Origin of the sequence: Phyllobacterium zundukense (assembly GCF_025452195.1) — a bacterium.
GTDB lineage: Bacteria > Pseudomonadota > Alphaproteobacteria > Rhizobiales > Rhizobiaceae > Phyllobacterium > Phyllobacterium zundukense_A.
In genome coordinates this window covers 333,048-350,230 of record NZ_CP104971.1, presented here as the reverse complement: position 1 = coordinate 350,230, position 17,183 = coordinate 333,048, and the positions used below count along the sequence as shown (strand labels likewise).

Sequence of the window (17,183 nt, the reverse complement as noted above, 5' to 3'; positions counted from 1 at the left end):
GATCCTCAACCGCGCTATGACGCCAAGTCCTGAGCAGCAGGCGGCGAACCGATCGTCAATAATTAGGAAATGTAGCGCACTATAGTGGGGAACTCCTCAACAAAGGACGGTTGATCAGGATCGAACGGTACCCGCACGTCTTGTTCAATCAGAAACTTGCCGAGAAACCCTTCGTCTGAAAATGCTGATAATAGCGGATTTCCAGTCGAAACCGATTGGTGCCGAAAAGTCGACAGTCGCCGATCTGCAGCAAGAACGGAATGAGTTATCGCACCGCGATAAGCCTCGAAACCACTATACTTGAAGTTGGGACCGAACTCGAGGAGCTCCCTTGACCAGCGGTAATAAAGGCTCTCGGCAGTGCCTTCGCGGCGGCAAAACGCTGCAATGCTTTCCTCACCGCGCAAGCCTTCCAGCACGATGCGGATCTTGCCTTCGGCAGAGTGATGCTTGCGCGTTGCCCGAAGATTGTCCTTGATGACCTGTTCCGTCGCTGGTTTCTGTGGCCGGTTTTCTGTCGCATCTTCGCTTCCTTTGATTGCGCGACGATGAACTAGGGCAATCTAAATGGCACAGAAGACCAGGATCGAACTGCTTTACAGTAATCGATTGCAAGCAACTTAATCCTAGCTCATCTTACTCGAGAAACGCCCATCGACCCGCGCACTATCTTGGGTTTCTCTGCTCTTCCATCAATCTGGGCGATCAGCATACACCGAACCTGATCCGCCATCTCACTCCAAAGAGGCCACCCTGAATCCGTTGATTGGCCCTGAGTGATCAGATACCGCGCAACATCTTGCAAAGCGATACAAGCCCGCTGTCATAGCTCATCGCATTTGCCGACACATCGCGGCAGCGCACTTTCAACTTCGCGCGCTCGGGTGCACTCAAGCTGGCCAGTCGGGCCGATATCACACCGGGATTCAACCCAGGGGTCGCAGGATTGACAGCCGTACCCGGATTGGTCACCCCCGAAATGCCGGGGCTGGTTCCGCTGCCGGGAATAGTGCCACTCCCAGGATTGATGACGGCATTGCCGATGCCGACGCCAGCGCCTGCACCCAACGTATTACCGACGCCAACCCCCGCCCCGGCCCCAATGCCGTTCCGGCTACCGCCAATTGCGGCGCCCGCTCCAGCGCTTACACCGCTTACACCGCCAACATTTAAGCCTCCACCCGCCCTAACGCCGTCATTGACGCCAGCGCCCAAACCAGCGGAAACACCACTCCTCCCGCCGACATTCGCTCCAGCGCCGACCGCCGTCCCTTGGGATCCGCCGATCGAGGCATCAGCACCAGCCTTGACGCCGCCGAGGTCTGCGCCGACCCCGAGACCAAGGCCGCCATTGCGCGAGCCGCCGATGGAAATGGCGCCCTCGGCAAACGACGGACCAGCAAGTGCTGCTACGATGACCGAGCAAGACAGTAACACAGTAAGTTTCTTTACGAGTGTAGCCATTCTGTTCTCCCTACCTTCTAGGACGCCAGTGTAAATACAATTACAGCTCGAATTAGGGGCAGTATACATCACTGAAATGGAGATAGCAAGTACGAGGTACAATCGTCTAAATCTATGTAATTATTGTTGAAGCTTATTGTAGTAAAAAAACCGCAATAAATACTTATATCACCTTCTGTCAGATGACGCCAGATGATAACGCATATTACGCATACTCGCGCATTCGTTAGAATTTTGTTTAAGTCTATAAATTCCTCTCCACTTTGGAGCTCCATACTTTATAACATTTTCCAAGCTCGCGCTCGAAAATTTCTTTGAACTGCAAGTCGCAACGTTTGAAGGAGCGAAAAGGTTCAATCGCATACATGGAGTGATGCCTTGAAATGATACCCGCTCGTTCCCATATATGTGATGTCGACAAGAATAGTCCGGCCATCCTGCAGGCTCTGAAAGAGCGCAGATATTTTTCCGCACCACTCAACGTTTGATCGCTGCCATCGCCGCAGCGTCACAGTCGTTTGCTTGCATTCGACATAGTTTCACAGGCTGCGCGGCTTTGCTGCGGCAGCCAAAGGATTACCTATGCAAAACATCATTGAAATAACGAACAGCGCGGCCAACCCGCGTGCAGCCGACCCTAAGGATTTGAACACGTTGCCGAGGCAAATCCAACGCCCCCTTAAATTGCCAGGCTCAGGATTTACCCGGGAAGAAATGCGCCGGATCGTCGCCGAACAGATTGACTGATCGCCGTTCAAAATTCCCGATACCGAGCGACAGCGCTCAACACAGCAACCATGGAGCAAGTCGTTCGCGGCTCAAGGAAATGACATGAACAGACAAGAAAATAGATCAACAAAAACCATACGGTCTCCTGCCATGCGATCTCCCGGCGATCAACACACGGAGCAGAGCCGCGAGCGCTATCTTTCCCGTGCGCGCGACGAAGAACGTGCCGGAAACATGATAGAGGCGGAAAACTATTACCAGCATGCCGAACATTATTTTCGCTCAACCAAATAGTTTTGGACGAAATGCATCGGCGGCGGCAAGCGAATTCACCCGTCATTGCGGTGATGCCGTTTCGTGGACCAAGTTCCTAGCTGGAGCGGGCGCACTGAAATGTCATCTACAAGGAGCAAATTCCAAATATTGTACCTGTGAAATGGGCCATCAGCCAAAGGCGGTCCGGCGCCGCCGAGAGAACCAAAGCTCACATGGATTCCAGAAGTCCCGCTCAACGCCCGCCGATGCGGATCCTGCAAGAGCAACGCGCAAGCGAGGCCGTTGAAGCAGTGCGCGAATACGAAGCACGCAGACGCGCTGTCGATGCAAAGAGCGAGCGTCTGCGCGCGTTGCGATTGGCCAAAGACGCTGCGAACACGCAAGGAAGGCCAAATAGGGGTAAGTCGGTCGCGTAGATCTTGAAGTGTCACGCTGCCTTGAGGCCGTCGGCTGCGTCAAGAATGAGGTTCAGTCCGCTGAATGCGCCGCTCAAAGGCTGGCCAACCATCCTTGAGCTGCATCTGGCAGCTCGGAGCGAACATTGGGTCCGTCAGGCCCCTTCGTAGACAAGACGCGTGAAGAAGGCCGGGTCGATGACGAACTTGCCCCATTTGTCGTCGAAGGCGGCGGTCGGACCGGCGGCGATCACCTGTTCCAGGGACATGGCCTTCGCCTTCAACGACGACACGTTCGCGTGAGTGGCGACGAGCATGTCGCGATAGGCCAGCAACCCCGCCCGATCACCGATCGGGCCGTGTCCGGGGATCACGATCGTCTCGCGACCCGCCATTGCGACATTCGCTTCCGCCGCAGCGATCATTCCGCCGATGCTGCCTCCGGTCGAATAGTCGATGAAGGGATAGATCCCGTTCCAAAAGGTGTCGCCGGTATGCAGCACGTCCGCCTCGGTGAACCGGACCGCGATGTCGCTATCGGTATGGGCGGGCGTATAGCATTTCAGCTCAAGTGTCGAGCCGTTGACCTGCAGCGTCCTGTCCGCGGAAAACACCTCATTAGGGATCGCACCGGAGGGAGCGGCCGGGAAGTTGAAATCCCAGGCCTCGACCCGCTGAGCCGATTGCAGGTGTTTCCGGGTGTTCGCGTGGGCCAGGATCGCGGCTCCTTCGCCGTGGAGCCACTCATTGCCGTCGGTATGATCAAAGTGCCAGTGGGTGTTGATGAGCCGGGTGATCGGCTCCTTGCCCAGACTGGCGAGCGCCTCCAGAACGCGTGGCTTCGATGCCGTGATGCCGGCATCGATCATGACCTTGCCGTCGGAGCCTGTGAGGACGGCGATGTTGCCGCCCGAGCCCTCAAGCACGCTGACGGTCTGGCGCAGCCTCGTCACCTTGACCGGGTCGGTTGCCGCGTGGTCACGGATCATGTCGACGATGTTCTTCGCCTGGGCATAGGCTTCTCGCGGCGTGAGCCATCCTCCTGAAACTCCGAACGTGGTGGCGGCGATGCAGCACAGGCAGAAGCCACGCCGTGTCAGCATATGATGGGGGGTCCGGTTCATGACGGTCTCCTGATGATGGAATCGATCTCGAAGACGCCCCCGTTCGGACATCCCCCAGCAACGGTGATCAGCTCTGAATAAAAGCAAGAATGTCGGCGTTCAGGACCTCGGGATGGGTCGTCAACATCCCGTGCGGATAGCCCTCATAGGTCTTGAGCGTGCCGTTCTTGAGCAGCTTGGTCGAGAGCGGGCCGGCATCGGCATAGGGCACGATCTGATCGTCGGTGCCGTGCATGACGAGAACCGGCACCTCGATCTTCTTGAGGTCTTCGGTGAAGTCTGTTTCCGAGAAGGCCTTGATGCAGTCGTAATGCGCCTTGGCGCCGCCGATCATGCCCTGCCGCCACCAGTTGTCGATGAGGCCCTGCGAGATCTTCGCGCCCGGGCGGTTGAAGCCGTAGAACGGGCCACTTGGTACGTCGATGTAGAACTGGGCGCGGTTGGCGGCGAGCGCTGCGCGCAGGCCGTCGAATACCTCGATCGGCAGGCCGCCCGGGTTCTTGTCCGATTTTAGCATCACCGGCGGCACGGCGGCGGCGATCACCGCCTTGGCGACGCGACCAGGTTCGGCGCGGGCGATGTAATGCACGACCTCGCCGCCACCAGTCGAATGGCCGACATGGATGGCGTTCTTCAGGTTCAACGCCTTCGCCAGATCGACGACGTCGGCCGCGTAGGTGTCCATCTCATTGCCATAGGCCGTTTGGGTCGAGCGGCCATGGCCGCGGCGGTCGTGGGCGATGACGCGATAGCCCTTCTCGAAGAAGAACAGCATCTGATTGTCCCAGTCGTCTGCGCTGAGCGGCCAGCCGTGGTGGAAGACGATCGGCTGCGCGTCCTTCGAACCCCAATCCTTGTAGAAAATCTCGGTACCGTCCTGAACCTTGATCATCGGCATGTCATTCCCCTTTGTTATCCGGTCGCTGCAGTGCATGATTGCACGGTCACAAGGTATTACTGGTCGATCTTCTTGCGAATGCCCGGGAGGATCAGCTTCATGTCACGACGGATCATTTTGTACCTGCTTGGAGCCCATAAATGAGTCAGAACACTTCATCGGACGCTCTGAGCGGCTTGGCACCATTGCTGCGGGTGCGGCCGGAACTCCAGTATGTTTGCCACTTTGGCGCCCAGTGGGCATCGCCCCATCCGCCGGAGCGCGACGCCTGGGCTCCGTTTCACATAGTGACCGACGGGGCGTGCGTAATGCATCTCACGACGGCCGGGCGCTCGATCCAACTCCGAACCGGAGACGTCGCGCTGCTGCCGCGCGGCAGCGCTCATGTCATGCATGGCGTCACCACCTCGCCGGCAGCGTCCGGACCCTTCGGCATCAAGGGTCGTGAGAACGGCGCGATACTTGTGAAGTCGAATACTGAGGGCGAGACGACTGCGCAGCTCGTTTGCGGCCGTCTCAAATTCGATCATGCGGGCCAGAATCTCATCCTCTCGGCGCTTCCGGAAGCGGTTGTCGTGGCTGCCGCCGAGCGGGAGGACGCATTCCATATCCGACGCATCATCGCGCTTGTGAAGGAGGAGCTCGACGCTGCCCGTCCCGGTGCGGCTGCCATTGCCTCGGATCTTGCGAGTGCGCTTCTCGTCATGGTGGTCCGGGCGCATATTGAGGCGGAGCGCGCTTCGGACAGCCTGCTTGCCCTGCTCGGTCACCCGCAGGCCGGCCGGGCAGTCGTCGCCATGCTGGAGGCGCCAGGCCGAGCCTGGACGCTCGACGAACTGGCAAGTGTCGCACAGTCCTCCCGCGCCACTCTCGTTCGTATCTTCCGAAAGTCCGCGAAGGTGGCGCCGCTGGCATTTTTCTCCGAGGTCCGGCTCGAGCTTGCCAGACGCAAGCTGGCAGGTTCAGACCGCCCTCTGGCCGACATTGCGGCTGAGGTCGGCTACCTATCCGAGAGCGCCTTCAGCCGCGCGTTTCAGCTTCGTTATGGGAAGCGGCCAGGCGAGGCTCGACATGGTCTCGAGCGCAAATCATTGGCATAAGCGTTCGCACATTTCGACTTCGCGGCGCGATGACGTATCCCGCGAGAGGCTACCGCTGAGCGCTGTCAGGGGCGTGACGATCCCATACCCGCAACATGCACGCCGATGTCATGCCCCACCGCGGACCCGTCGGCATGCGTTCACAATGTTTTCCTACGTTATTGGCATCCCCGGTGAGCGTGCCTGCCGTGTGCACCCCGAGGGATGCACCCCAGGCCGACAATTGAGATTCACTTATCGCTGCGGATCGCGATGCGCTTGGCATTCGCCTGCGCTTTTTCGGTTTTCGGCAATATCACGGTCAAAAGTCCGTTCTTGAAGGCGTAAACGGCATATTTGGCGATATGAGTGAAGGTTCCAGCGCCAATGTGTTCGGGATTCGCTACCGCTTCTGAATTCCTGGCAATAGTGCTCCTATCAGTCTAATGCGAACCTGATGGCGGCGGCTTCCCCAAGCGATTGTTCAAATCGAAAGCTTCCAACAAACCTTCGTTTGAAAATGCCGATAATAACCCATTTTGTTTGATGCCTATTTGTCTACAATACCCCTACTAAGGCCGCTGGTAGGTTCAAGCTCGGTGGCCGAAAAATGCCGGACGAGAAGAGGAGTGTTGGGTCGTGATACCTCTCGGCAAGCCCCTCGAACAGGTTTTGGGGGTCGGTGCGCTTCTTTTGCTGGCGATCGGCTGCGCTGTTGTGCTTTGGCCCTTCCTGTCGGCCATCCTGTGGGCAGCGGTCATATGTTTCTCAACATGGCCCATCTACAGGAAGTGCGAGCGGGCGGTCGGCGGCTACAAAGCACTGGCGGCCGCTATGATGACATTGCTGGTGGTCCTCGTTCTGGTCGCACCGTTTGCCGTAATGGTAGCGGCTCTGGCAGACAGCGTAGGTAACCTGATCACGGGGACGATCCGCATTCTAGAGCAAGGTCCTCCGGCGCCACCGGGTTGGGTCGAGGGGGTGCCGGTGGTTGGGGAGAGCTTGGCTGTCTATTGGCAGAGCCTGGCTCACGACGCTCCCGCCTTCATCGTTGAGCTCAAGAAGTTGGTCGGCCCCGTCACCGATATCGCCGTAACTGGCGGCACGGTATTCGGGGTTGGCCTTCTTGAACTCGTGTTAAGTGTATTCACCGCCTTTTTCTTCTATCTCCACGGCCGACGGATGACGGCCTATATGCGCGAAATCAGCGAACGATTTGCGGGCTCACGCGGCCAGCAGTTGCTCATGGTGGTGGGAGCGACCGTGAAAGGTGTCGTTTACGGCTTGATCGGCACGGCACTCGCGCAAGCCCTCTTGGCTGGTATCGGTTTCTGGATCGCCGGTGTTCCTCAGGCGCTAGTGCTTGGTTTCCTCACGTTCGTTATGTCATTTGTCCCGGTCGGCCCCCCGCTTGTGTGGGGCGCGGTGGCGCTATGGCTCATTATGCAGGGAATGGTTTGGTGGGGCGCATTCGTTGCGGCATGGGGTTTGCTGCTTGTCAGTAGCATCGACAATGTCCTCAGGCCTTATGTCCTCGGTAAGGCCAACAATCTGCCCGTGTTGCTCGGTCTGTTCGGGTTGCTTGGTGGGGTTCTCGCCTTTGGCCTCATCGGCATATTCCTCGGCCCGGCACTGCTTGCGGTCGCCTACAGCCTCTTCCTTGAGTGGACGGCCGCCGAGGTAGAGGAACGACGACATCCCACGTCGCCTCCGACGGATCCTGCCTGAGCTCTTGATTTAGAGAAGTGGCGCGGTGAACCATAAAGAATCGTGGGATGGTTGACGAGGCAGGCTCTCGCTACCAGGAGACCAACGGGACTAATTCGGATACAAGGCGTTCAAGCCAAATTGCTGATGCGGCCTGATTCCGCTTTGGATTAAATTCGCGCGCGTATCCGGTCCTCATAACCATGATCGCCGAAGGCCGGATTATCGGAGCAAAGGTTGACCTACACCGCACGCAGAAATTGGACTGACGAAGTTTGCTGCGGATCGATTTAGGGAAGAAGGTCATTCGGTAATGACATTCGGACTTTCCCCCTTTGCGAACATTACCGAAAGCGGCTTTGCGGAGCGCAAAATTTGGAAGAACCTCTTCCGCGGATCCTTCTCTTCGAAACGAATAAATGCGAGGTTTTGTAATCTTGAAGGACAGGCCGCATTCAAAGGCAGGTTCCACGGCAACGAGACGGCATCTTACATAGCATTCAAATGGCGAACTCTCCCTCAAATGATAGCACTTCTGCGACTGATGAAGGCCATCTAAATTGCAACGCCCGATCCAAGATTTGGATCAGTTTTAACACTGAAGCGCTATGGTGTTTCTTAGTACCAACGCCCGCGACCGTAGAAGCCGCCTCCACCCAATAAAAGAACTATCAAAACGACTATGAGAATTGTGGTGATATCCATATCATCCTCTTGTGATCTTCTCGACCGCCAAAAAATCTTTCGGACGGTACTGCACAACGCGCTAAACCGATTTAAGTTCCATTGGCGCGCGCAAGACCAAGTGATTCAGCTTCCTCGGTCACCCACATTCTACGACTCCGCGGACGAGCAGTAGACATTGCCTTCGGGACTCTGCCTTTGGCCAAAAAAGGACATCGTATGAGTGAACAAATGCATGACAAGCTAATTTTAATGCTAGGATGGGCAATGATATTTCCGTTTCTATTAGTATCAGAGAGTGATCTTGCCCACCGAAACGTGTTTGGTTTCCTGCAAAGAAGGTGTCTCGCTATACATCACATCCCGGCGTGGGTTGGCCAACAAGATCGAGCTTTGACATGCCGTCAATAACAATCAAGTCCGAAGAACAGAAGGACGCTGAAGCCGAGGTTGAGCGTGTTCATGACGACCTTGGTCCATTCGTCGTTGCCGCCGAGACGACGCGAATGGCGATGGTGTTTACGAACGCGAAGGAACCCGGCAATCCGATAATTTTTGCCAATGACAGCTTTCTTTCTCTGACTGAGTACGATCGCGACGAAGTGCTCGGTCAAAGTTTCAACTTTCTGACGGCACACGCCTCCGATGCGAGATCGCTGGCAACGATTGCATCCGAATTTGAGGGCAATTCGGCAGGCGGATCGGAAATTCGCTACCGCCGCAAGGACGGCAGCGAGTTCTGGGCAGCAATTTTCATTAGCCCGGTTAGGGATGAACGCGGGGACATTGTTCAGCATTTTGCCTCCTTCGCTGATCTCACCAAACACAGGAAGGAGGAAGCTCACTCCAGGAGGCTCATCGATGAACTCAACCATCGCGTCAAGAACACCCTGTCGACGGTGCAATCGATTGTCTGGCAGGTATTGCGGGCAACGTCTGATCCCAAGGCAATTAGAGACGCTATCGAGTCGCGTCTATCGGCGCTATCCCGGTCGCATGACTTGTTGACTCGCAAGAATTGGGAAAATGCGGGCTTGCTCGATGTGGTCAACGATGCCTTGGAACCATTCGCGGTCACGGGCGGTCGGGCACAGCGCATCGTCATTAGCGGCGAGAACATCCTTTTCCCGCCAAAAGCAGCCTTGGCCCTTGGTATTGCGTTCAACGAGCTTGCGACTAATGCGGTGAAGTATGGTGCGTTTTCAAATAGCACTGGTTCAGTGCTGATCGATTGGAAGATCGAGCCGGCTCCGCAGGGCGGCCGGCTGATCCTGATCTGGCAGGAGAAGGACGGTCCGCCTGTCGTAACACCGTCACATAAAGGCTTCGGCTCGCGCATGATCAAGAACGGCCTAGCCCAGGAGCTGGAAGGCACGGTTCACCTCGACTATCGGCCAGACGGCGTGGTCTGCACGATCAACATTCCCGCGCCCCAGGTTACTCGTGGAGGATAAATTGCTTTCTGGCCGCCGCGTCCTCGTGATCGAGGATGAGATGCTGATCCTTATGATGATTGAAGACATGCTGGCCGACCTCGGATGCGAGTCCGTGACCTCGGCCGCCACCATTAATCAGGCCATTGCCCTGATTAATGGGCAGGTATTCGACGCCGCCATGCTGGATATGAACCTCAATGGCAAGAACAGCCGCGCTGTCGCCGACGCACTCGCCGCGCGTGACGTTCCGTTTGTCTTTTCCACCGGCAACAGCATTCACGATGTTTGGGACGGCTACAACGGCCAAGCTGTTCTTAGAAAACCGTTCAGCAATGACGACCTCGTCGCTATGCTTACACGTCTTCTCTCTCCGAATGGCGTTGCCATTTCGGGTATTTCCTGACGACTCCCGGATATATTGGTCATCCTTGCGTGTGATTGCGACGGAGCCGCGCAATGTCATCTAACTCAGTGGCTGCTGAGCGAGAAGTCAGCAGGATATCGATAAGCATATGTTGCAGAGACCTACGTCTTTGCCAGAAATCCCAGGAGTTCACGCGCGAGTTCTTCTGGAGCTTCCTCCGCCATGTGGTGTCCGCAATCAATCCCACGTCCACGCAAGGTAGTCGTCCATGGCCGCCAGACATCAAGAACATTGCCATAGAGCTGTTCAAGGTCATCTTGCAGCGACCACAAGACAAGCGTTGGACACGCGATACGACGCCCCGCCAGTCGGTCCGCTTCATCATGCTCTCGGTCGATGCCGAGGCCAGCCCGATAATCCTCGATCATTGTATGAACCGTGGCAGGGTCGTGGATAGCCGCCCGATAATCGGCATAGGCTTCCGCCCCCATTTGTTCCGCCGAGCCTCCATACCACGCCTCCGGATCAGCAAGGATAGCGCGCTCGGGCTTTTCGGGCTGGGCGAAGAAAAACCAATGCCACCAAGCTGTGGCAAAGCGGCTGTCGCAACGCTCCAGTGCCTCGATGATCGGCACACCGTCCAGTATGGCAAGATGGGAGACTGAATTCGGATGATCCATGGCGGTGCGAAAAGCGGTGTAGCTCCCGCGGTCATGGCCCGCGACGGCAAAACGGTCGAAACCCAATTTGCGCATCAGTGCCACGCAGTCCCGTGCCTTGGCGCGCTTGGATGAACCCGAATGGTCAGGCGTATCTGCGGGTTTGGAGGATTGGCCGAAGCCGCGCAAATCAGGACAAACCACTGTGTGGGTCTTCGCCAACAGCGGTGCTACACGGTGCCAGGTGACATGGGTGCGGGGGTGGCCATGCAACAGCAGGACAGGAGGTCCGGAGCCGCCATGGCGGACGCGCAGGTTCGCTTCAGGTAACTCTATGGTCTCCAAATCAAAGCCCTCGAACATCCTTTTGCAGCTTTCTGAAGAGTTTTTCCGAAATACAAGTTTATCCCGGCTTGGACAAAAGCGGGAGCTGTAGTCTGCTGTCGTGCTTACTTCAACCCTGACTCCGTTCAAGATGGCGCATGACTGGTGTCACGGCGATGCCGTGGAGTATTACGGATATTAAAACGACGAGCGAAACGGTCACCCACAAGACATCGGGTTTGTCGAATGCGGCATGGCCGGTTGCATAGGCAACGTAGTAAAACGATCCCAAACCCCGGATGCCGAAAACCGCTATGACGGCTTTTTCCTTTCCTGGGATCTGGCTTGCCGCCAAGCCAAGCCAGCCCGCCAGCGGACGAACGAGAAAGATGATCAGCAGTGCCACCGCGCCTACTCTCCAGTCGAACGCGCGGAAAACAGACCCTTCTGCGATGGCCGCTCCAAAACACACGAGCACGACCATCATCAAGAGCCGCTCAATCTGTTCGGCGAAATCGTGAAGGTTTGCGTGATAGCCGCTTTCCCGTTCAGCGGCTCGGAGCGTCAGGGCGGTTACGAACACCCCGACAAAGCCATAACCATGAGCCATCTCTATCAGACCGTAACTCAGGCATGTGATACCCAGCACGACGAATCCGTCGCCAGTCCGCGCGAGTTTTGCTCGTCTTGGCAGATGAAACGTGAAGATACCCAGGACCTTTCCCGTCAGCCATCCCAACCCGACACCTGCGGCGAGCCTCCATAACACATCGACGAGCAGCCAGTGGCGGAACCAAGGTTCGCCCGTCTGGCTTGCGAGCGCAACAGCGATAGCCAGATGCACGAAAGGGAAACTCAACCCGTCGTTGAGACCCGCTTCCGAAGTCAGGGAGAACCGCACTTCTCCTTCTTCCCCCGATTGGGGCGGGCCAACTTGAATATCACTGGCGAGAACGGGGTCCGTCGGTGCCAGTGCAGAGCCAAGCAAAAGCGCAGATGCCAGTCCGAGATCAAGGAAACTCCAGCCGAGCAAGGCAATTGCAATAATCGTCAGGGGCATCGAGATGGCAAGCAGACGCCATGTCGTCATCCAGTTCTGCCAACCTAACGGCCTGTCGATTTTAAGTCCCGCCCCCATCAGCGAGATGATGACGACAAACTCCGTCACCTTCTCGGTAATGTAACGGCTATCAAGGGGATTGGAGCCGACGATCGTTGACAGAGGCGTCCAGACAAATAAGGTTCCGAAGGCGATGCAGACGATAGGCAACGACAGCGGAAACTCCTTCAGCACCATCGGTAGCCATGCTGTGAGCAATACCACCAGGCCAAACAATGCAAGAAGGATGACATATGTGTCGATTGGCATGCCTCTCATTTCGCGGAGCCCATGATGTCAGCGCGCTATAAAGTCCATAAAGATCAGAAATTCGATACCGCTGATAGGAGTAAAAACTAAAAGGACGATCGCTGCGCACGCCCGCACAGCTCTTGTCTCTTTCGTAGCACAAATCATTATCAATAAAGATCTCGTGTGCAGGTTTCGCAGGAAATTGAGATGGAACCCCCTTCCCCGCACACGCGTTGCGGATGAGACAATTTGGGCCGTGTCGACCGGACATGATGGCATGACGGACAGGAGAGTTTATCCGATTTCCGACACTGGCCAACGAAACGGCAGGCGAGCGTCTATCCCATCCGGCCGGCATTGTCGTTTCTCACATGTCGATTTACACTTGAAACGGGTCTTCCTCAATCTGTGTGGTGTTTGTGAACCAGCTGGCTCAGCCAGGATCTGGCAGCCCATTGACAACCTTGGGTCGTTCCAAATCCGCTACGATTGCCCTTAGGTAGAGCCATTGGGCCAGTTTCGGTCATCTACGCCCCCAACCCGAGTAGTCATCCTGTTGCCTATCGTGGTGATACGGCGCTTCAGCTGTGCGGAATTGTGTGGTCGCTGACTGGAATGTTAGGACGCTTCATCAAGCGTTCTTCCGCTGCGGTTGAGCAAAAAGCTCAATGAATTCAGCAACGCCGACATGTGTTCGGCTTGCATAGGGAGAATGATTTCGGGCAGTTGATCACGCCAAGCATCACACAGATTGAGGAAGACCCTTTAATCATGAGAATGCCGAGCCAATGATTTCAAATAGTTAGAGGCCGGTAACTTCTCTGGGGTTCATGCGGCACGCAGGAGGGGTGGTTTAGGTTTGAACAGCGAAGGTACGTTTGGCTCCAGTTGTCGGAATGGTGTCCGCAGTCGATCGCGAAGCTCGCCGTTCAGTTCAGCCGTCCGAACCTGCATGAGCATGTGAGCGCCATGGAGGGACCAGCGCATCTGCTGCTTCTTGACCATCCGCTTGGCGACGAGTGAATTCACCGCCGACTCGGCGAGGGTGGTGGCGGATACTGGGCTCGCTTACAGGCTTCGTGGGCTCCCTCATGTTTTTTGGAGTGTCGGTTCCGCTCAACATATTCTTGGCTGTGTGGGGTGCCGTATCCGCCTACGTCTTCTATTTTGTAACGATATATTGCAGCGAGAGGATCTGGAGCACGAAAAGTGTACAACCTTTATAACGCCGCAACCACCGATGAGGCGATGCGGCAAACGGCTCACTACGGGTATCCAAAAATATCTACCCTGGCTTGTCCTGACCAACGGCAAAGTCCCATACATTCACGCGCCAACAAACGGTATGCCCGAGTTGTGGGGAACCGATTTTTCCACGGAGGTCTTCCGCGACCGATGAAATGTTGCAAATGTCGGTTGAAACAGAACTCAAAAATAAGAAACAAAAATAGTGTCCGATAAGCCGATTGTATCGACCGAACCAGAATACGCGGCAGCAACACCACAGGCAAACTCTTCGGCACAGTCAATCAGGAATCATTAAATTTGTACTGGCTCGCGTAGCTGAAGATTCAGGGACGGCAGTTATGCTTCTCAAAAAGTGGAGAACTGTGATGGCTGGAGCAGGAACATCATTCGGCAAACGAGTCCGGACGGAAGCAATGTCGAGTCCGTTGCCAGCCATTCCACGCGAAGTTCGGATCAGCGATGAGGCAGGTACTCACAAGCGCTCAGGGCCGGATGATAAGAAGACCAATTGGACGGTCTTGAGAAGGATTAGCGGCGCGTTATACGTTCTCGCCGTGACACTAATCGTAGTAGGCTTATTTGAGCGAGCAGACAAGATGCCCGGCCAGCTCGTCGAGACCGCACGATCAAATGCAGCCAAGGTGGTAGCACAGGCCGCCGATGCTAGAAAGGCAGCTTGCGCCAAAGACGAGTCCGCTATGGCGTTCGTGATGGCACAGAGCGAAGTAACCAAGCGCTTGGGCTCACCATCGAGTGCCTCCTATCCGGCGCTTGAATCCAAGACACAGCCGATGGGCGACTGCCTCTATCGGATCAGAGCCGTGGTGGATAGTCCAAACGGGTTCGGCGCTATGATAAGAACGCCATGGAGCGGAACGGTCGAATATCATCCAGTCAATGGAACATGGCAGGTTAAATCTTTGTCAATCGGTGGCTAGTTATTCGTCTGGGATCGTTCGGGTTTGACAAGCGCTACGGCCAGGAATGGTATTGCGGCGAGCACAAGACGGACGGTGAGAGCTGAACCAACGCTCGCAGCCGTTTAGTCGCCTTGGAGTGTGAACACACGCGCACGCGCGAGAGTTGCTTTCCTTCAGCGCCGTTGATCCGCCGCAGTCGAAGCAGTGCAGCGAGCGTGTCCGCTATGGCCGATGCCTGCTTTCCACGACCGCCTAGCAATCGATTAGGCCCGAAATTTTCCGATGCTTATAATTTCCGACTTACCGCCAATTCTTGGGGCGAAAGTTCGAACCGAACCTCCGCTACCATCTTTCAAATAGCAAAGTTTCAACAGCTTAGGTGGATTGACCCCGGGAATCGGATTTCGGCTAGTGATAGGGACGAATGGCGCCAACAAACGAACAGCAACATGGCCGACGGTCGCTACCGCGATGTGGATGGGTCTCGTGGACGTTGCGGAAACCCAGATGATGATCCGCATGGACTACGAAAGCTTCGACGACTACTGGGCACCGATTGCCGCGGGCGAAGGGCCACTCGGTAAATATGTGGCCACACTAGACGCCGCGGAACGGGCACGCACCGCCGCCGCCGTTCGCGACGCTTACGAGGCGGGCCGACCCGACGGTCCGAGGTCTTTTGCAAACGTAGCCTGGGCCTGCCGGGGCATCGTTCCCTGACAGCAGGCGAAGGGCGAAAAGGTTTCCAAGGTTTTGGCGCGGCCGGTTCGCGCGGTCGCGCCATCCTGTTGATATGGCTTGCGTTACATCCGCGGCTTTCGGACCTGGACGTCCCCTTCCCCATCAGCCCAGCGCACAAGATCGTTGGTAAGACGGTTTTTGTTTTGCCCCATCTCAATTGGCCCCAAATCGAACTGCGTGGCTGTTTGCGCCGCACAGAAGAACACCGATGCGTTCACCCTTGCTGGGCTTGTAGGCACCAGAGATAAGAGCGCCAAATGCAGCCGCGCCTCCGGGCGCCCATTTGGGAAAGTTCGTCTTTGAGTTCTTGAGCTAATTCGATCCTTGATTGTCCCGATTTCAATCCAATGTCTCCTTAGGAACTTTCGCAAGATAACCCAGTCAGATCTGTCGATACAGAATGACGCGACCGGTTGGTATGAGCTGCAGAATATAATCGAAGTCACTGACATTCCCGGTGAGAACCGTAAAGCCAAGCTTTTGAGCCTGTAGAAACAACACGCAGTCATGAAGAGCGCGAAGACGCGCATCGGCTTTGTAGCCTTGCAGGCGACACAACATGCCAGAAAGCAGGGCGGCTCTGCCCAAAACATCTGGATCGGGTGCGAAAGTCCGATGGGAAGGCATATCCTTCACAGTTGTAGCGATCTGGCTAACCGCTGTCTGTGTACCTGGATGATTGGGATCCAGTACGCCAACGGTGTGCATGAGTTCCTGAATTGCAATCGTCGAGTGATTGACCTGCCTGAGCGCAAGCATATCGGCGATTAAGCGGGGGGCGCGGCCCTGCAAACCATCAATGTATACGCTTGTGTCGAGCAGGAGGTCGGGGCCCGCCTCGGCTGCGTCAGCAAGAAAGGGCAGATCGCCATCCTTGCGACGACTCAGAGTCTTTTTAGGATCGAACCGTGCCCAGCGAACGGCTGTATCAAAATCAAATTCAGCCAAATCAGAATCCGAGCTTCAGAGATGGATCCACTGTTGCCTGTGTTTTGCGGAATGTCTCCGCAAAATTGTCCTCGAGCGCCAAACTTGCAAGAGCAAATTCCACGAGCTCCGTGTCGGAAGTCAAACCGGTCCTGGCCTTCGCCTGGGCAATCAGCTCTGCGCTCACACGCCCGGCGATGCGCCCAGTTTTCTCTTCCAGCAATCCGGATCGCTTGGCGCTCGCAATGACAGCTTGGATGCGTTCCCGCTGCCGTTTCAGCACTTCAATGCGCTGCAGCTGCTCTTTGCTCGCACGACGCACGCGTTTGGTAGTTCCACTTGTCCGTCCTTGGCGGGTGCGGAAGGCGAGCTTAGCAGTCATGAGGGCACTTCCTGTGTTTAACAAAAACGAATTTTGTTAACATACTACAATCGTCCGGAATTTCAAGGAACAAGAAAACCTAAAGGCCGCACCTAAGTCGCCTTGTCCCGCATCAAATGATGCAAATGTTGAAAGCCAGACTGATGGGTAGTCGTAGTCGTGGTCGAAACCAACGCACCATAAACAGCGAGTCCGGGAGGGGCCTTTACCGATATCAGCGCTTGGTCTTCCGTTTCGCAACGATGCTGGAAATCGTCCGCTGGGAGAATCGGTCTCATCAGCAAGCTCCGGATGCCGTTAGCGCATCAAGGCCTATAACTGAAATGCGAAAGCAGAAATTCAGCACCCATCTCTGCCTTACCGCTTCAAATTGAAATGCTAAGTCAGAAGCCACAGGAAATCTGCCCCAGGAGAGCGGCTTCCAGCGAATTTTTCGAATTGCAGTCCTATTGTGGGAAGAACACGCCCGCCTGAG

14 protein-coding genes and 4 pseudogenes are annotated in these 17,183 nt (G+C 56.0%); 8 read left to right on the top strand and 10 right to left on the bottom strand.

Going from position 1 to position 17,183, the window contains the following annotated elements; translation table 11 throughout:
• Positions 1–311 precede the first annotated feature (311 nt).
• Positions 312–523: pseudogene (locus tag N8E88_RS06245) on the bottom strand (transposase); the annotation flags it as partial.
• A 257-nt stretch (positions 524–780) separates the two neighbouring features.
• Complete coding sequence (locus tag N8E88_RS06240) at positions 781–1,464, bottom strand: hypothetical protein (protein WP_262291138.1); 684 nt, start codon at positions 1,462–1,464, stop codon at positions 781–783.
• A 582-nt stretch (positions 1,465–2,046) separates the two neighbouring features.
• Between N8E88_RS06240 and N8E88_RS06235 the strand changes: the two genes are divergently transcribed.
• Both N8E88_RS06235 and N8E88_RS06230 read left to right on the top strand, forming a co-directional pair.
• Positions 2,047–2,211, top strand: coding sequence for a hypothetical protein (locus N8E88_RS06235; RefSeq protein ID WP_262291137.1), 165 nt, complete (start codon positions 2,047–2,049; stop codon positions 2,209–2,211).
• A gap of 84 nt (positions 2,212–2,295) precedes the next feature.
• Complete coding sequence (locus N8E88_RS06230) at positions 2,296–2,487, top strand: DUF4167 domain-containing protein (RefSeq protein ID WP_410010536.1); 192 nt, start codon at positions 2,296–2,298, stop codon at positions 2,485–2,487.
• Between the two features lie 532 nt (positions 2,488–3,019).
• Here N8E88_RS06230 and N8E88_RS06225 read toward each other — a convergent pair.
• Together N8E88_RS06225 and N8E88_RS06220 are read right to left on the bottom strand one after the other, a co-directional pair.
• Positions 3,020–3,988, bottom strand: coding sequence for an MBL fold metallo-hydrolase (locus tag N8E88_RS06225; RefSeq protein ID WP_262291136.1), 969 nt, complete (start codon positions 3,986–3,988; stop codon positions 3,020–3,022).
• A gap of 67 nt (positions 3,989–4,055) precedes the next feature.
• Positions 4,056–4,886 (bottom strand): alpha/beta fold hydrolase, encoded by an 831-nt coding sequence (locus N8E88_RS06220; protein ID WP_262291135.1) that lies wholly within the window; start codon positions 4,884–4,886, stop codon positions 4,056–4,058.
• A gap of 140 nt (positions 4,887–5,026) precedes the next feature.
• Between N8E88_RS06220 and N8E88_RS06215 the strand changes: the two genes are divergently transcribed.
• Positions 5,027–5,986 carry an AraC family transcriptional regulator gene (locus N8E88_RS06215; RefSeq protein WP_262291134.1) on the top strand — a complete coding sequence of 320 codons (960 nt, stop codon included), beginning with the start codon at positions 5,027–5,029 and terminating at the stop codon, positions 5,984–5,986.
• Between the two features lie 230 nt (positions 5,987–6,216).
• On the opposite strand, the pseudogene N8E88_RS06210 reads toward N8E88_RS06215, so the two are convergent.
• A pseudogene (locus N8E88_RS06210) lies at positions 6,217–6,306 on the bottom strand (Hsp20/alpha crystallin family protein); the annotation flags it as partial.
• Positions 6,307–6,604: 298 nt separating this feature from the next.
• On the opposite strand from N8E88_RS06210, the gene N8E88_RS06205 reads away from it, so the two are divergent.
• The 3 genes from N8E88_RS06205 (at position 6,605) to N8E88_RS06195 (ending at position 10,195) form a co-directional block, all read left to right on the top strand.
• Entirely contained in the window at positions 6,605–7,693 is a 1,089-nt protein-coding gene (locus N8E88_RS06205; protein ID WP_262291133.1) for an AI-2E family transporter, read from the top strand.
• A 1,061-nt stretch (positions 7,694–8,754) separates the two neighbouring features.
• Positions 8,755–9,810: an HWE histidine kinase domain-containing protein gene (locus tag N8E88_RS06200; RefSeq protein WP_262291132.1), complete on the top strand. Its 1,056-nt coding sequence runs from the start codon at positions 8,755–8,757 to the stop codon at positions 9,808–9,810.
• Between the two features lies 1 nt (position 9,811).
• Positions 9,812–10,195 carry a response regulator gene (locus tag N8E88_RS06195; RefSeq protein WP_262291131.1) on the top strand — a complete coding sequence of 128 codons (384 nt, stop codon included), beginning with the start codon at positions 9,812–9,814 and terminating at the stop codon, positions 10,193–10,195.
• Between the two features lie 122 nt (positions 10,196–10,317).
• On the opposite strand, the gene N8E88_RS06190 is transcribed toward N8E88_RS06195, so the two are convergent.
• The 3 genes and pseudogenes from N8E88_RS06190 to N8E88_RS06180 all read right to left on the bottom strand — a co-directional run.
• The gene (locus N8E88_RS06190) at positions 10,318–11,178 is read right to left on the bottom strand and encodes an alpha/beta fold hydrolase (protein WP_262291130.1); all 861 of its coding nucleotides are present in this window, start codon (positions 11,176–11,178) and stop codon (positions 10,318–10,320) included.
• Between the two features lie 91 nt (positions 11,179–11,269).
• Positions 11,270–12,502 (bottom strand): cation:proton antiporter, encoded by a 1,233-nt coding sequence (locus N8E88_RS06185; protein ID WP_262291593.1) that lies wholly within the window; start codon positions 12,500–12,502, stop codon positions 11,270–11,272.
• 816 nt (positions 12,503–13,318) lie between these two features.
• Positions 13,319–13,543 (bottom strand): annotated as a pseudogene (locus N8E88_RS06180) (hypothetical protein); the annotation flags it as partial.
• Positions 13,544–14,334: 791 nt separating this feature from the next.
• Here N8E88_RS06180 and N8E88_RS06175 point away from each other — a divergent pair.
• Entirely contained in the window at positions 14,335–14,676 is a 342-nt protein-coding gene (locus N8E88_RS06175; RefSeq protein WP_262291129.1) for a hypothetical protein, read from the top strand.
• Between the two features lie 486 nt (positions 14,677–15,162).
• Positions 15,163–15,378: pseudogene (locus tag N8E88_RS31735) on the top strand (SAM-dependent methyltransferase); the annotation flags it as partial.
• A gap of 402 nt (positions 15,379–15,780) precedes the next feature.
• On the opposite strand, the gene N8E88_RS06160 reads toward N8E88_RS31735, so the two are convergent.
• The gene (locus N8E88_RS06160) at positions 15,781–16,347 is read right to left on the bottom strand and encodes a type II toxin-antitoxin system VapC family toxin (protein ID WP_262291128.1); all 567 of its coding nucleotides are present in this window, start codon (positions 16,345–16,347) and stop codon (positions 15,781–15,783) included.
• A 1-nt stretch (position 16,348) separates the two neighbouring features.
• The gene (locus tag N8E88_RS06155) at positions 16,349–16,708 is read right to left on the bottom strand and encodes a hypothetical protein (protein ID WP_262291127.1); all 360 of its coding nucleotides are present in this window, start codon (positions 16,706–16,708) and stop codon (positions 16,349–16,351) included.
• Positions 16,709–17,183: the final 475 nt, after the last annotated feature.

Bases quoted from the DNA above. Each gene is read 5' to 3' on its own strand.
- N8E88_RS06240 (WP_262291138.1), bottom strand. From the start codon at position 1,464: ATGGCTACACTCGTAAAGAAACTTACTGTGTTACTGTCTTGCTCGGTC.
- N8E88_RS06235 (WP_262291137.1), top strand. From the start codon at position 2,047: ATGCAAAACATCATTGAAATAACGAACAGCGCGGCCAACCCGCGTGCA.
- N8E88_RS06230 (WP_410010536.1), top strand. From the start codon at position 2,296: ATGAACAGACAAGAAAATAGATCAACAAAAACCATACGGTCTCCTGCC.
- N8E88_RS06225 (WP_262291136.1), bottom strand. From the start codon at position 3,988: ATGAACCGGACCCCCCATCATATGCTGACACGGCGTGGCTTCTGCCTG.
- N8E88_RS06220 (WP_262291135.1), bottom strand. From the start codon at position 4,886: ATGCCGATGATCAAGGTTCAGGACGGTACCGAGATTTTCTACAAGGAT.
- N8E88_RS06215 (WP_262291134.1), top strand. From the start codon at position 5,027: ATGAGTCAGAACACTTCATCGGACGCTCTGAGCGGCTTGGCACCATTG.
- N8E88_RS06200 (WP_262291132.1), top strand. From the start codon at position 8,755: ATGCCGTCAATAACAATCAAGTCCGAAGAACAGAAGGACGCTGAAGCC.
- N8E88_RS06190 (WP_262291130.1), bottom strand. From the start codon at position 11,178: ATGTTCGAGGGCTTTGATTTGGAGACCATAGAGTTACCTGAAGCGAAC.
- N8E88_RS06175 (WP_262291129.1), top strand. From the start codon at position 14,335: ATGCCCGGCCAGCTCGTCGAGACCGCACGATCAAATGCAGCCAAGGTG.
- N8E88_RS06155 (WP_262291127.1), bottom strand. From the start codon at position 16,708: ATGACTGCTAAGCTCGCCTTCCGCACCCGCCAAGGACGGACAAGTGGA.